Raw genomic sequence first — 15,567 nt, forward strand, 5'->3', positions numbered from 1 at the left:
CAATCTCTACTCGACTTGAGACTAACATGCTCAGGCTCAATTAATTAGTTTTTTTTGATGTAGCTCTATCAGCCCCTATGCCACTACCTATAGCGTACCTGCGTAAGTCCTGATTTAATAGCACTTAGGCATTCTCGGACGGTTGTAGAAGGGGTTCCACGGTGTCCCGTATCATTTAATAGCACTTAGGCATTCTCGGACGGTTGTAGAAGGGGTTCCACAGTGTCCCACAACTTTCGAGGCGTCAACTTCTCGCCACACAGATAGCGATTGATACGAGCGAGCCTAATACCCTCAAGATGATCGACCAATTTCGTGACCGTGTTGTTGACAGGACTGCTCAGTAGATATTGGCAGTAGTCGAGTTTGGTGAAGCTGATCTCCTCAGTTTAAATTGCTGCTGCGTAAGCCCTGTTTAAGCTTTTTGAGCAGTCTTCTTTAATAAGATTTTTGAGCAGTCTTCTTTAATAAGAAGCTCAGGCCTAAGACACAAAGACCTGCCATCGCACTGGGTTCCGGAACAGGATTGGGAGATGGAGCTTGACGAAGCGTCACAGTTAGCAGTTCTGGAGGAATATCTGTACGGAGAGAGCCAATAGTATCTTCTCTTCCGTAACCAATGCGTAATGCATAGTCGTTGGGGTCACTAGAGAGTTGATTGACTAAAGAAAAATTATCAAACCAGAGAACAAAGAAATAAGAGGTAGGAATGGGGACTGGATCCGGTAAATTTAAATCAAAACCTCTGAAAAAGAAGCTCAAACTAGAAAACTCTCCTGGCCCAATTCCACCGCCAAACCCCGCAGAAGTAGTCGCTCTAGTATTCACATTTGCCGTATCAGAATATGGAACTGGCGAACCGTCTATTTTAAGGTCTGATATCGCGTTTGGGAAGAAACCAGCGGTTGGAGAAGAATCCTGATCTGTCACCGAGGTATCTAAAGTAAAAGAAATTTCTTTTCTAAAACTTCTTAAAGAAAAGTCCAACAAAGCAGCTTCAGAGGGAGCTGAATTTATACCCATTGTGAGCAACGCTGCTCCCCCGACAATTCCTGTAACTTTTCTCATTAAACTCATAAAGTGTTCCTCTCATGCAGAATTAAGTTGAAGCCGAGAATGTAGACAGACCCAGCAGTTAGAATTCCTTGCCTACTAAGTTGCAATTAAAGGTGCCCTAGCCAGGTATTGAATACAACTCAGCCGTAAAAGGAAGCCTACTATTCTCCTCTGTGAATTTCTAGTAATTCCACGTAGACTTTACTGAAAAAATAAAAAGTATCCATATATAAACAGCTTATATATGTAAAGACTTATTAAATGTAATTTTATTAGAGTGACCTACCAACGGCTTGTCTAGCCATGAAAGTTAGTAAAAATGGGAGACTTGATGAAAAAAATAAATCATAAATGGACAATTTTTCTAAAGCTTGCCTAAGTATAAATACGTAAATTCATTTAATTCATAATTAAAACTTATAACTTGTCCGGAAATCAGTGGAGAGTTGAGCTTTATTCCAGCTTCATAAAGATTCAGTAGTTACGCAGTTGAGAAAAAAGGGGAGGTGAGGTAGAACTACTTAGGAATGAAGCCAGCGAAAGTCAACCAACCCGATTACATTAACTTCCTGATTGCAACGCAGGATTGTGCGAGATGCTGTTCGTCACTACTTGGCGGCTCCTCGTTTCATTCTTAAGCCAACTGTGTAACTCCTGAGGGAGCTAGAAGCGATACAGTTCGGTTGTTATTTCCACTCGCCTTGCAGTACGAAAGCTGCCCAGTAATAGGGTGCTTTCCATTCCGTTTTTTGCCACATGTCTATCTGTGCTGCTCTCAATGCCGCCGCTGGCTGTAGATTTTTTTCCAGCATTCCTTTGTAAAATTTGGTCATCAATTCGGATGTTGCGCGATCGCTAACACTCCACAAACTCACTACCACTCGCGGCGTACCCGCATACATAAAGCCGCGTGTCAAGCCTACTAATCCTTCGCCTTTGACTTCTTCACCTAATCCCGTTTCGCAAGCACTCAGTACCACCAGTTCAGCTGGCAAGTTGAGATTGAAAACATCGTGCAGTCGCAAGAAACCATTCTGCGATTCCCCTTTTTCATCTAGCAGAGACAGCACCACCCCTGATAATTCTGGATGCACGCTGTTGAGGATGCCATGAGTGGCAAAATGCACGATCCGGTACTGGCTGAGTTCTGGGTTGGTTGCAAAGGCGCGATTGGCAGCAAAATCGAAGGCTTGCTTGCGTTCTGCGGCTGGTACCAGGGATAGAATCTCCTCCGCTTCTTGCCGGGTAAAGGGTAGACGCTTAAAAGTGACATCCGATTCTCTAGCGGATCTTGCTAAAGCACTGAGTGCAAGGTTTTCTCCGATACTCTGCGGCTTCTCTGTCTGCCCTTTTGCTTGATTGACTCGCTCATCGTCACTGCCGAAGACGGGATCGGCTAGCACCGCCACAGCTTTAGCAGCCGGTTTGCGCCCAGCTTGTTCTTGTCTTAAAACGGCTAGCGTGGAGGCTGAGGGCAGATTGACGATTTCGTAATTGACTAACAGTGGAGTGGGTGAGGTGGAAGGATTGGCATTGTTTTCTGTGCTTGGCTGCGTTGGTACTGGTAGCGCGGCAAAGGGGACATACTGCAATGCACCCTCGCTGACAATGAGTAATCGTTTCTTATCTAGTTTCCCAGCCACTTGCCCCAAGAGCATCTGGCTGAGTTTGGTTACGACTTCGGTGTTAGCAGGAGCGAGTTCAACCGCAATGCCTCTTTGGTTATCGATAGGCTTTCGGGTTTCCAAGCGATAGCCAGGGGTATTCAAAAGATCATAGAAACCCCGTGCCGCTAACTCAATTTCGGCGCGTTTGGGGAGTTGGTAGCTGGTGATGCCTGTCTTGGTGACAGCCCAAAGATAGCTGCGTTCTTCGCCTAGCGAGTATTCCAAAAGCAGCGTATCGTCATCCAGAACCTGCTGCTGAATCTCTGCCAAGGTGAGGGGTTTTGGCTGAGTGAGGGCGGCATAGCGGGGACTTTTAGCGCGGATGTCAGCTTGGGCTTGTCGATACTCTTCTAAGAGATTTTCGCGTTCTCGTTCAATTTTCTCTAGCTGTCCTTTAGTGGGGTTGCTACTGTGTAACTCAACTCGGCGTTTTTCAACAGCATCAAGTTTTTGCTGCAAGGTGCGCTCTTGTTCCAGCTGTTTTGGCTCGACTCCTTGCCGAATATTAGCGTTAGCCTCTGTTAGGAGTTCCAAAAGACTCCGGGCACGAGCGCGTTCCGAGGCGTGCAGTGCCAGAGCATCGTACCCAATATAAGGCTCTTTTTTGTGCAACTGCATCAGCACGTCGATGTAGAACTGGTAGTAATTCTGCACGGAGGCAAAGTAGGAAGTACGCAGTTCTGGGCTGGTGACTCTGGTGCGTATGTCCTCAACAATTTTGATGGCGGCTTCGATTTGGGTACGGGCTGCGTTGAGATTGCCCTTGTCGCGTTGTGTAATCGCAACCTCATAGAGTGTATATGCTTCCTCCGTGCGATCGCCAAACATCCGCCGCAGTGCTAGAACCCGATCGTAGGTTGATAGCGCTTTTTCGTACTGCTTCAATGCATTGTAAACCTTACCCAGATCGCGCAGGTGGGTGGCTTCTCCTTGGTGATCCTCTACCTTCCGATCCGCAGCCACTGCCTTTTCCAGGGCTTCCAGTGCTTTTTGGTAATCCGCCGATTTCAGATAAGCAACACCGCTCATCCCAAATGCATAGGCTTCCCAAGAGGGGTTATTCTGTTCGCGTGACAGTGCAAGGATTTGGTTAGCTGCATCAAGCGCCTTAGGATAATCCTTTAATGATAGGTAAACTGAAGCAATACCTACAAGTGTGGTAACTTGCTGCGGGAAATCATTATTTTGTTTTGCCAGAGCCAGCGATTGATTGTGAAATTCCAACGCTTTTTCATAATTTTTTGCTCCTTGGTAGACACCACCAATGTTGGTAAGAGTTAGAGCTTGGTTAGTGAGATTGCCAATGCTTTTAAATATCTCTAGAGCTTGGTTGTGTGTATCAATACTCAGCTGATAATCGCCCAATGAACTGTAGACTTTAGCGATACTGTTGAGGGTGGCGGCTTGTTGAGGGCGATCGTTCACCCGACGCTGGATTTCGAGGGCTTGGTTGTAAAAGTCCAGTGCCTGCTGCGGCTCATCCATTGACTCATAGATACCAGCGATGTCACGGAGGGCAACAGCTTCCTTAGTGGGACTGGAAATGGCACGGCACAGCATGAGCGCTTGATTTAAGGCATCGAGGGCTTTCTGCATTTCCCCCAATTGTTTGTAGGTATTGCTGATGTAGGAGAGAAGGGTCGCTTCCCCGTATCGATATCCCGCCTTTTGGTAAAGCGATCGCGCTTGGTTAAAAAAGTCCAGCGCTTTAGCAAGATCGCCAAATCCTCCTAAGGAATAGGTGAGGCCGATATTCCTGAGAATCTCAGCTTGTTGAGTAAAGTTGAAGGCTAAATCAGTTCCAGATAGATTTCCCTGTGCTGCTTGCCAGAGTTTCAGCGCTTGGTTATGGAAATCCAGCGCCTTCTGATAGTGACCCCATTTGAAGTAGACCCAGCCAATATCCCCAAGGATATCCGCTTGCCCAGCAAAATCCTTCCTTTCTCGCTGGAGTTCGAGTGCTTGCTTATAAATGGCAAGCGCCTGTTGCAATTCGCCCAATTGGATGTAAATTATGCCGATAGTGCCGAGCGTTCGGGCTTGTGCGGCGATATCCTTCTCGGCACGTTGAATCTCCAGTGCTTGATTGTAGAAGTTGAGGCTTGATTGAGTCTCGCCTGACTGAAAGTAGACATTAGCGATGAAGCTCAGTGTATCAGCTTCACGAGAGGGTTTTTTCTCAGCTCGAAGCAGCGACAGCGCTTGTCTGTAATATTCCAGTGCTTCTTGCTTTTTGCCTAACTCGAAGTAAACACCACCGAGGGAATTGAGTAGGGAAGCTTCCTCAACGTTGGTGAATGCAAGTGCTTGCTTGTAAGTGTCGAGCAGTTTTTGTTTGTCGTTTGAGTTGGAGCCAGCATTATCCATTGAGGCACGAGCGATCGCGTCCTGAAGGCGGTTTTTCAACTCGCGCCTGACAGCTAACCCCCGCTCGAAATAGTCCAGCGCCTTCTGAGGCTCGTCTTGGTCACCATCGTAGATGGTACCGATGAGAGAAAGAGTCAGTGCTTCCCAACTGCGAGCCTCATACGGCGGAGCTTCGTTAACCGCCAATTGCTGCCAAATAGAGAGTGCTTCTTCGTATTTGGCAAGCGCTTGTTGCTGAGATTCTACCGTTCCTTGTTTCTCTAGTTGTTGTCCTTGCTTTATCAGTTGCAGTCCCTGTTCGTAAGTTTGTTGCTCATCAGTAGTCGTTGCATTTGGCGAGGAAGTCGCTGGCTGTTGGGCAATTGAAACGCTTGTTGCTTGTGCCTCCACTGATGACAACAATAGAACAGCTACAAATAAAGCCAAACTACGATAGACAGAAGCTGAAAACGATATACGAAGTAAAAATGAGAGCGATCGCCACCCAATCAACTGCCGTTTGCTGCGCTTAGCCATGCCTACACCCTCACGCTCAAAATCGCCACTACTCTAACCGATGGTGCGCTGTCAAAATCTACACGTAGAGACGCGATAAATCGTATCTTTACAAGTCCGCTCTCATCAGGCTTTGTTTGTCTAGTGTCATTTAGTCTGAGTGCGATAAGAGCGATCGCGAAAGCTCACTCATTCTCTGTTAGCTTGAAGTCATGCTGCTAACTGTTAATATGTTGCGGCACTACCAACGTTGTAGTCGCCGGTCTTTTCTCGATTTATATGGAGATCCTACCCAGCAGGATTTTCAAAGTGATTTTCGCGCCAAATTGCAACAGGATCGGTATGCTCTCCAGCAAACCGTTCTGGCGGGACAGACTTATCACAAACCCAATTACGCTTGGGGAGATTGGCACGCTGGTGCGAATGCCACCATTGCCTTGATGCAAGAAGGCGTTGAGCTAATTTACCGAGGCGTGCTTCTGAAAGAGGAAGGAGTAGGGATAAAGGATGAATCCTTCTTGCACCTTCCGAAGACAGTGACCCTCGTGAGTTGTCCTGATTTCTTGGTTAAACAACCCGGACAATCAAACTTTGGCGATTGGATTTACGTTCCCAGTGACATTCATTTAGGTCGGCGTCCTAAGCTGGAATATCAAACGGTTGCAGCTTTTCACGCCCATCTGCTGGCATCTGTTCAGGGCGTTATGCCGGATACGGTTTGGCTGCAATTACGGGAAAAAAAGGCTTATGCAGTCAATTTGAGTAAATGGGTGCCGATGATGCAGGCACTTGTAGAGGAGTGTATCGAAATGCTCCTGTCTCGGCAAGAGCCAGAGGTGTTCATTACCCGTCAGCGGTGCAATCTTTGCCCTTGGTTAAATCACTGCTATGCGATCGCTCAAGAACAGCAACATCTCTCTTTGATTCCGGGTGTAACACCAAGTCGCTATCAGCATTTGCAGACGCTTGAACTGACGAGTCGGGAGTCTTTGGCGAGTGTCAGTCCGGCTTTTTTGGAGCCAGCTTTGGGAGAGGAGGTAGCGCAACAGCTAGTACAGCAAGCGCAATCGGTGGTACAGAATCGGGCGATGCTTCTGGAGAAACCCTTTGCGATCGCTAAAACCACTAAAACAGCAGAATGGGTGATGGACAATCCATCTTCTCTCCTTTCACCTATCGAACTTTACTTTGATATTGAAGCAGAACCGTCGCTAGAACTGGATTATCTGCTGGGAGTTTTAGTGGTAGACCGTCAAGCTAATACAGAAACGTTTTATCCTTTCTTAGCAGAACAACCCAGCGACGAAGAATTGGTTTGGCAGCAATTTTTAGATTTGGTTTGGACTTATCCTCAGGCTCCCATTTTCCATTTCTGCGACTACGAAATCCTGACGATGAAGCGGCTGGCTAAATGCTACAACACCCCGCTGGAGAGGCTACGTCCGGTGCTATCGCGCTTTGTGGATATCCACGAGTGGGTAACAGGGATGGTGACACTGCCCGTCGAAAGTTATGCTTTAAAAGCGATCGCGCATTGGTTGGGTTTTGAGTGGCGCGATGCGGGGGCGAATGGACAAGTGTGTATCTATTGGTACGACCAATGGTTAAAAACACGCGATCGCACTTTCCTCGACGCCATTCTGCGCTACAACGAGGACGATTGCCGCGCTACCCGTCACCTGAAAGACTGGCTGGTAGACTTTATGCAGGATGCGTCTCATTTGGATGCACGGGAGTAACCGTTCCAGCACCAAATTTTTCCAATTCGACTCTCTTATAACCTTCTCTTAAAAAAATCTTATTTTTATGATGATACGGTGCTGGTGTAAATGGCTTAATTTAACACTGGCAATCATGAGCAAGATCGATAAATTTTTTACATCTTTCTGTTTTATTGGTGGATTAACCGCTGCAATTCTGACAGCACATCCCGCTCAGGCATTCAAAATAACCGGCGTTGATTACTTAGGACAATCCACTTTTTCGACTGGTTTTTCATTTCAGGGAACTGAATTGGGAGGGCTATCAGGAATTACTTACGATGCCAGTAAAAACGTTTATTACAGCATTTCTGATGACCGAAGTGAAAAGGCACCATCTCGGTTTTATACCCTCAAAATTGATATCTCTCAGGGTTCTTTAAAGCAGGGTGGGGTGACGCCTGTAGATGTAACGACCTTGTTGAATATAAACAATCAACCTTTTGCTCCTTTAAGTCTTGACTCCGAAGGGATTGCCTTAAGTAGCAAGGGAAGTCTATTTATCTCTTCTGAAGGAGATGCGAACCAATTAATTAATCCTTTCGTCAATGAATTTTCTTTGGCAGGTCAGCAACTTCAAACCCTGCCAATTCCTCAGAAGTTTTTACCAACAGCGGCTAAAGATAGCGGAATTCGCAATAATTTAGCCTTTGAAAGCTTGACGCTTACCCCTGACCAAAAGTATTTGTTTACAGCTACAGAAAATGCCTTGGTTCAGGATGGTGCTGTCGCTGACATCAAGGTGGCAAGTCCTTCGCGAATCTTAAAATATAACCTCGTAACTGGGAAGCCGGAACAGGAATTTTTATACGTTACCGAGCCAGTTGCCGCAGCACCCAATCCTGTTAATAGTTTCAAGACCAATGGTTTAGTAGATTTGTTAGCAGTGAATGAAGATACGTTTCTTAGCTTAGAACGGTCTTTTTCTACTGGAGTGGGGAACACAATCAAGCTGTTTGAGGTGTCTTTAGAAAAGGCAACCGATATTAGCAGTATTAACAGCCTCAGTGCAATCAACCTCAACACTATCAAACCAGCTCAGAAAAAACTGCTGCTTGATTTTGAGAAGTTAGGTGTGACGCTCGATAATATTGAAGGTTTGACTTTTGGCCCTGATTTGGCGGATGGGCGAAAGTCGCTGATTGTAGTTAGCGATAACAACTTTAGCCCGATTCAGTTTACCCAGGTACTCGCCTTTGGCATTGCCACCAAATCAGCGGCGCATCGTTCTGTCCCGGAACCTTCGGCACTCGCAGGCTTGGTATTTGCAGCACTTGTGAGCATTAAAGTCAAGCGCCACATTCATAGTTAATCCGGACAATATCGCGCTAAGATGCAAAGACGCCAAATGAAGCAACGTTTTAGCGTCTTTGCGCCTTGGCACGAGACCAAAAAAGCCGTGTCTACCCCACCATTCGAAAGGGAATGAAAAAAAGGGGTTGACAAATCCAACGAGACTCGACATAATCGTTAATGGCTCGGAAAACAAGGGACTGTAGTTCAATTGGTTAGAGCACCGCCCTGTCACGGCGGAAGTTGCGGGTTCGAGCCCCGTCAGTCCCGTAAAAAGTAGTAGAAAAGTTAGTAGGGGTTAGGTGTTGAAACCTGCCCCTACAATTATTAGCAGCTACAACTAGCAGCTACAACAAATATAGAAACCTTTTGAGAGAATCTGCTGTGACCGTTAGAGTTCGGATTGCACCAAGTCCTACTGGGAACTTACATATTGGGACGGCGAGAACCGCTGTATTTAACTGGCTGTTTGCTCGCCATCATGGCGGCGAGTTCATCCTGCGAATAGAAGACACCGATGAAGCGCGATCGCGCCCCGAATATACTCAAAACATCCTTGATGGTCTGAAATGGATGGGAATGACCTGGGATGAGGGGCCATTTTTTCAATCCAAGCGCCTCGACCTGTACCGCAAAGCCATTCAAACTCTCGTAGATAAGGGCTATGCTTATCGCTGCTACACCAGCGAAGCCGAACTAGACGAATTGCGGACAGCGCAAGCGGCAAGAAAAGAGGCTCCCCGTTATGACAACCGCCATCGGAACTTGACGCCAGAACAACAAGCGGCTTTTGAAGCCGAAGGGCGTCGTCCGGTGCTTCGCTTCAAAATTGATGATGACCGGGAGATCTCCTGGAACGATCTGGTACGCGGCAAAGTTAGCTGGAAAGCCAGCGACCTCGGCGGCGATATGGTGATTGCTCGTGCCTCAGACGATTCAGTGGGTCAGCCGCTGTACAATTTGGCAGTGGTGGTGGATGACATTGATATGCGGATCACCCATGTCATCCGGGGAGAAGACCATATTGCTAATACAGCTAAGCAAATTTTGCTCTATGAAGCGCTGGGAAGCGCGATCCCGGAATTTGCCCATACGCCATTGATTTTGAACAAGGAAGGCAAAAAGCTCTCGAAGCGGGATGGCGTCACTTCCATTTCCGACTTCCAGCAAATGGGCTACACGCCTGAAGCCTTGGCGAATTACATGACATTGTTGGGATGGACGCCCCCAGATTCCACCAAGGAAATCTTTACTCTGCCAGAAGCAGCTCAACAGTTCGGCTTTGAGAGAGTCAATAAGGCAGGGGCAAAATTTGACTGGGATAAGCTGAATTGGCTTAACAGTCAGTATCTGCACAAGATGCCGATAGATGAGCTATTAAATCAGCTGATTCCCTACTGGCAGGCGGCTGGATACGAATTTGACCCGATAAGCGATCGCCCTTGGTTAGAGCAGTTAACCAGCCTGCTGAGTGCCAGCCTGACGCGCTTGCAGGATGCAGTCGAGATGAGCCGGATATTCTTTAGCCAGACCGTAGCCTACAGCGAAGAGGGACTGACTCAGTTGCAGCAGGACGGCACCGAAACCGCTTTGCAGGCGATTTTGGACGCCCTGGAAAATCATCAAACCTTGACAGCAGAGGGTGCCCAAGACATCATCAAACAGCTGACCAAGGAGAAGAATCTGAAGAAAGGATTAGTGATGCGAAGTTTCCGCGCAGCTCTAACCGGCGATTTGCATGGTCCTGATTTGATTCAATCTTGGTTGATCCTGAATCAGCGGGGTCTGGACAAGCTACGTTTACAGCAAGCCCTAGAAAAGTAAACTGAAAATCTTCTTTCTTTTTCTTTTGCAAGCCTTCTCAAGCTCAGCCTGAGAAGGCTTTTGGCTTCTTCTTTGGAACTTCTTATGGGATACTATCGTCACTGCTACAACTAGAGCCGTTACATAATCGGTAACAAGGTGCCGTTTTTGGAAGTGAGGATGTACAAACCCGTACCCAATTTAGGGGAAAAATCGGTAGGAAAGTCCCTCTGGGCAGGCATCACAACCATAGCCCTGATGGCGGTAGGAGTGTTGAGCCTTTCGAGGGTGCAAGCCCAATCCGTACAATCCCCGCCCATATTCGAGAATGTCACCCTCGGTCCCCGGTTTTCGCCCGATCCGTTGACGATTCGGGGTATCAGTGGCGGCGAAATAGCAGCCCAAAAAATTGCAGGTCGCAGCGAAACCGCTACCGGGCCATGTGTTGGGTTTACGGACGATAAGCCCGATCACACTGTAGTTTTAACTTCGTTTTTCAACTTTCTATCCATCCAAGTGCAAAGCCCAGAAGACACTACCCTCGTGATCAAGGGACCTGGTGGCAGCTGGTGCAATGATGAGTATGAAGGCAAAAACCCTGGCATTGCTGGTCAGTGGCAACCAGGAACTTACGGAATTTGGGTGGGATCTTACGATAAAAGCAAATTCAACCCCTACATTATCAAAATTACTGAAGTCAACTTACTCAATCCTGGCCCCTTCCGGCGTTAATTAGCGCATTTTTTACTTGCGTCCAATGCACTTTTCGCGGATGAAGGGCGACTCTAGTTGCGGTTCTTACTGTGTTGGAATACACACTTGGAACCTCACCCCCAACCCCCTCTTTGCAGGCGGCGCGGGGGAAATACAGTTGAATCCTTCCCGGAAAAGCGGGGTGCGATCGCTACCAGCCCCTACCAGTCCTTACCAGTCGCTACCGCCACCGCCACCGCCACTGCTCCCGCCGCCAAAATCACTGCTACTGTAGCTACTATCAGTGCTGGAGCTACTACCGCTGTCAGAACTCCAGCTATTGCTGCTATTGTCGCAACTGCTACTGTTGCTAGTGTTGTCGCTACTACTGTCATAGTTGCCGGTGCTATAGCTACTGGTATTGGTATCTGAACTAAAGTTGCTATAGCTGTCGTTACTTACGGTATAGAGATTGCTAGAACTCCTGACGCTAATGTTAGGCGTGGTGGGACGTGGGGGAGTCAAAGAGGGAATGATTTCCTCTGTTTCCCGACAATCAAAACAGCAGTGACATTTATGGGTAATCTGGCGAATACCTTCGCTGTAGATTGTCGGAGATTGCAGAATCCGATCGGTGCGTTCGACAGTCAGTTCTTGGCAGATGGGACAGTTACTAAATTTGTTGATTGTGGCAACGTAGGCGCGAATATGGATTCCCATTCCGGTTAGATGAGGATGACATTTGGGACATTGCCAGCCTTCAAATTCGACGCTACCGAGATTTTGTGCCACTTGTTCTGCTGGGGTGAGATGGGGCAGCACTAAAACGGGGTCTAGTTTTTGCATGGGTTGCTGGCAATGAGCGCAGTGTAATTGCTTTTCGCCTCCCCAAAGTTTGTAGCTACGCGATCGCCCTTCTGGTTCAATTAGGACGGGACGATTTAACCAATTCACGAAACTCCGAATCATCAAAACGAGAACACCGCCACAGATGGCGGCAACTACCACGACTCCGCCAATCGCAAATACTTCCCAAGGAATCCCCATGTTGGAATTTTGTTGATTTGCGGCAGCATTGGTTGGCAGTTCACCCGCTCTCAACTCTACAATCAGTGCTTGCGTTCCCGCCAGGGTGCCACCGTTAAAGTCGCCCTGCTTAAATCGCGGCGTGATTTCTTGTTGGATAATTTTGCTAACACGCGCATCGGAGAGAATCGACTCGATACTGTAACCCGTTTCGATTTCTACGCGACGTTCCCGCTGAGAAATCAGCAGCAGCACCCCGTTGTCCCGCCCTTGCTTGCCAATGCCCCAATAATTAAATAGCGCCGTAGCGAACGCCTTGGGAGTAGCAGAAGGTGCAGTCTCTGGTACCGTTACTACCGCGATTTCACTGCTATTTTTTGCCTCTAAATCTGAGATGATCTGGTTGAGTTGTGCTTCCGTCGCCGGACTGAGCATATCCGCCATGTCTGTCACCCAGCCACCATTGACTTGCCGGGGATTGGGAACTTCCTGAACGGTTAAAGCCTTGCTGACGACTGGGAAGGCAGCAACAGTGAAACTCGCAAAACCAGCAAGAGCAATTTGTTTGAGCATAAGCGATCGCAACTCAACAACTGTAATGGGTGCCATCACCTCTAGAATGTCTCAGGTGGATCGGCAATTCGGTTCACTCTTTTGCTCAGTTTTTGGCTCACTGTTCGGGGCGATGATGGGAAGGGTGTTGGTAGCATCCCCTGTGTTAGCATTGCCAACGCGATGGAGGCAGAGCCGAAAAGCTAAATTACAAGTAAATTACAAGCGCTGTAGAGTTAAAATTCAGGATAACGGTTGTGGCTTTTAAAATTGGATTACTGGGACTGGGGACAGTCGGCACGGGTACGGCACAAATTTTGCTAGATCCGCAAAGGCGTCATCCGCTGCTGCAAGAAATAGAAGTTTATCGGGTGGGAGTGCGATCGCTAGATAAGCCCCGACTCGTAGAAATGTCAGAAAGCTTGCTGACGACCGATTTGGAATCGATTGTCACCGACCCTCATGTAGACATTGTGGTGGAGGTGATGGGAGGCTTAGAACCCGCGCGATCGCTTATCCTCAAAGCGATCGCCAATGGTAAGCACGTTGTCACGGCAAACAAGGCGGTGATTTCTCGCTACGGCGATGAAATTTTTACGGCGGCGAATCAAGCAGGCGTCTATGTGATGCTAGAGGCAGCCGTTGGGGGCGGCATCCCGGTGATTCAACCCCTGAAGCAGGCGCTAAGTGTCAACCGGATTCATTCGGTGACTGGCATTGTCAATGGCACCACGAACTACATCCTCAGTCGGATGCAAACCGAGGGGGGTGAATTTAACGAGATTCTGGCAGATGCCCAGCAGTTGGGCTATGCAGAAGCCGATCCAACGGCTGATGTAGACGGTTTAGATGCTGCTGACAAGATGGCGATTTTGGCTTCCTTAGCGTTTGGGGGACGCATCAAGCTGCCAGAAATATACTGTGAGGGGATTTCTAAGGTCAGCGCCGCCGATATTGCCTATGCGGAAAAACTCGGCTTTACGATCAAATTATTAGCGATCGCTAAACAAGATGTACCGGCACCGGAGAAAGAAACTCTAGACAGAGAAACGGGAAATTTGGCGTCTCTACAAGTCAGAGTTCATCCAACTCTCGTACCCAAAACTCACCCGCTTGCCAGTATCAGCGGCGTCTATAACGCAATTCTCGTAGAAGGCGAACCGATTGGGCAGGTGATGTTTTACGGACGTGGGGCGGGTTCCGGTCCCACTGCCAGCGCCGTTGTCTCGGATATTTTAAATATTGCTGCCATTTTGAAAAGTGGTGGAGATGCTGCCAAACTGCATCCACTATTAAGCTGTTCCCATCAAGATTACTGCGCGATCGCCCCGATGGAGGAGCTAGTTACGCGGTTTTACGCTCGTTTCTTGACACGGGATCGTCCGGGCGTTATTGGTAAGTTGGGCACCAGTTTCGGCAATTACCAGGTGAGTCTTGAATCTGTGGTGCAAACTGGTATCCACGGCGAACTTGCCGAAATTGTCGTCGTGACTCACGATGTCCGGGAAGGCAACTTTCGACAAGCCCTGGATGAAATTCGCACGTTAGATACGATAGACAGTATTCCCAGCATTTTGCGAGTTTTATGAGGAGACAAGTGGCGAAAGATGTAGAGAGGCGAATGAATACAGCTTCCCTAAAATACAGCGATCGCTCCTGTTTTATCCGCTTTGGTTTAAGCGCAGCGGTGCGTCAGCGCGGGGGTTGGGGGAATCTCAAATATGGCATCAAAAAAGCGAATGGATATTGCGATCGCATCTTAGAAATGTTAGGAAAAAAGCAAAAATTCAGTTTTTTCTTCCTCCTTCCGGTTTCTTTTTGCCTTTTTTCAGCGGTATTTTCAAAATCCTCTGTAGCTGAAGACATTCTCGCTGTACCTACCCTTTTATCGCCTCCTGCAACTGAGGGGAAGGGTGACAAACAAATGTGCCCACCGCCAGTTTTAGAACGCTTGATTCGCCACAAAGTTGCCGCTGGTGAAACTTTAGAAAGTATTGCCAGCCAATACAATCTCATTCCTACTACTTTGATCGGCATCAATCCGTCTTTGCGACAAGGCAAAGCACCCGTAGGGGCAGAAATTTTGATTCCGCCTTACAATGGCATTCGCGTCGAAGTTCCGGCTAGGAAAACTTGGCAAGATGTAGCCAAAACCTACCGAATTCGTGCCGATGTACTCTATGAGGCGAACGGTTGCCAGAAAAATCCTAGAGTTGTATTCATCCCTGGGGTAAATTGGTCGCCTGCAAGTCTGGCTGGACGTAACAACCGAAAACTAGCCCAATATCCCTTACCCGCAACGACAGCGATCGCACTGGGTTATGGTTGGCAGCTAAATCCTCGAAGCAATCAAGTTGCTTTTCACAGCGGTATTGATTTGTTGGCAGAAGTCGGGACACCCGTGCTAGCAGTGGATAAGGGAACTGTAGCCTTTATTGGCGATCGCGGAGACTCTGGCAATTTAGTCGTCATTAATCATCCGGGAGGACGCCAAACCCGTTATGCTCACCTTGCAACCATTGATGCTAGTCGTGGTAAACAAGTTAACCAGGGGGATGTCCTGGGAACGGTTGGTACCACAGGACTCCCTGACGTAGACAAACCCCATCTGCATTTTGAGTTGCGCTACAACTCGAATTTAGGCTGGGTGGCACAAGATCCACAACCCTATCTTCAGCAAGTAACTGTTAATAGATAATCGGGAATCTGTGCTTGCAGCTAGTTTGACTCATCCCATTTCTGTTTTGATGCACTACATACAGCTCACCCTTTTTTGAGGGTAGGGGATATTTAATGTAGAGCATCATCCAGAAAGATTTGTCTTAATTCGTCAGTAGGATTTTTTTATGCACAGA

At 47.8% G+C, this 15,567-nt stretch carries 9 protein-coding genes and 1 tRNA gene; 7 read left to right on the forward strand and 3 right to left on the reverse strand.

The window, feature by feature from the left end; translation table 11 throughout:
• Nucleotides 1-438: 438 nt before the first annotated feature.
• Nucleotides 439-1,077 carry a PEP-CTERM sorting domain-containing protein gene (locus tag NDI33_RS22365; protein ID WP_190667723.1) on the reverse strand — a complete coding sequence of 213 codons (639 nt, stop codon included), beginning with the start codon at nt 1,075-1,077 and terminating at the stop codon, nt 439-441.
• Between the two features lie 665 nt (nt 1,078-1,742).
• Entirely contained in the window at nt 1,743-5,606 is a 3,864-nt protein-coding gene (locus tag NDI33_RS22370) for a CHAT domain-containing protein (protein WP_190675422.1), read from the reverse strand.
• 191 nt (nt 5,607-5,797) lie between these two features.
• On the opposite strand from NDI33_RS22370, the gene NDI33_RS22375 reads away from it, so the two are divergent.
• The 5 genes from NDI33_RS22375 to NDI33_RS22395 all read left to right on the forward strand — a co-directional run bounded on the left by NDI33_RS22375 (nt 5,798) and on the right by NDI33_RS22395 (nt 11,173).
• Nucleotides 5,798-7,324: a TM0106 family RecB-like putative nuclease gene (locus NDI33_RS22375; protein ID WP_190675424.1), complete on the forward strand. Its 1,527-nt coding sequence runs from the start codon at nt 5,798-5,800 to the stop codon at nt 7,322-7,324.
• A gap of 115 nt (nt 7,325-7,439) precedes the next feature.
• The gene (locus NDI33_RS22380; RefSeq protein WP_190667717.1) at nt 7,440-8,657 is read left to right on the forward strand and encodes an esterase-like activity of phytase family protein; all 1,218 of its coding nucleotides are present in this window, start codon (nt 7,440-7,442) and stop codon (nt 8,655-8,657) included.
• A 177-nt stretch (nt 8,658-8,834) separates the two neighbouring features.
• Nucleotides 8,835-8,908, forward strand: a tRNA-Asp gene (locus tag NDI33_RS22385).
• 114 nt (nt 8,909-9,022) lie between these two features.
• Nucleotides 9,023-10,462: a glutamate--tRNA ligase gene (gltX, locus tag NDI33_RS22390; protein ID WP_190675426.1), complete on the forward strand. Its 1,440-nt coding sequence runs from the start codon at nt 9,023-9,025 to the stop codon at nt 10,460-10,462.
• Between the two features lie 237 nt (nt 10,463-10,699).
• Nucleotides 10,700-11,173, forward strand: coding sequence for a hypothetical protein (locus NDI33_RS22395; RefSeq protein WP_242030517.1), 474 nt, complete (start codon nt 10,700-10,702; stop codon nt 11,171-11,173).
• A gap of 192 nt (nt 11,174-11,365) precedes the next feature.
• Here NDI33_RS22395 and NDI33_RS22400 read toward each other — a convergent pair whose 3' ends face one another.
• A complete protein-coding gene (locus NDI33_RS22400; protein WP_199302412.1) occupies nt 11,366-12,769 on the reverse strand; it encodes a TPM domain-containing protein in 1,404 nt (467 codons plus the stop codon).
• A 200-nt stretch (nt 12,770-12,969) separates the two neighbouring features.
• On the opposite strand from NDI33_RS22400, the gene NDI33_RS22405 reads away from it, so the two are divergent.
• Nucleotides 12,970-14,301, forward strand: a complete 1,332-nt coding sequence (locus NDI33_RS22405; protein WP_190675428.1) for a homoserine dehydrogenase — start codon at nt 12,970-12,972, stop codon at nt 14,299-14,301.
• 32 nt (nt 14,302-14,333) lie between these two features.
• On the forward strand, nt 14,334-15,410 hold the full coding sequence (locus NDI33_RS22410; RefSeq protein WP_348245670.1) for a M23 family metallopeptidase: 1,077 nt from the start codon (nt 14,334-14,336) through the stop codon (nt 15,408-15,410).
• Nucleotides 15,411-15,567 lie beyond the last annotated feature (157 nt).

This window comes from Trichocoleus sp. DQ-A1, assembly GCF_039961955.1.
Classification (GTDB): domain Bacteria; phylum Cyanobacteriota; class Cyanobacteriia; order Cyanobacteriales; family FACHB-T130; genus FACHB-T130.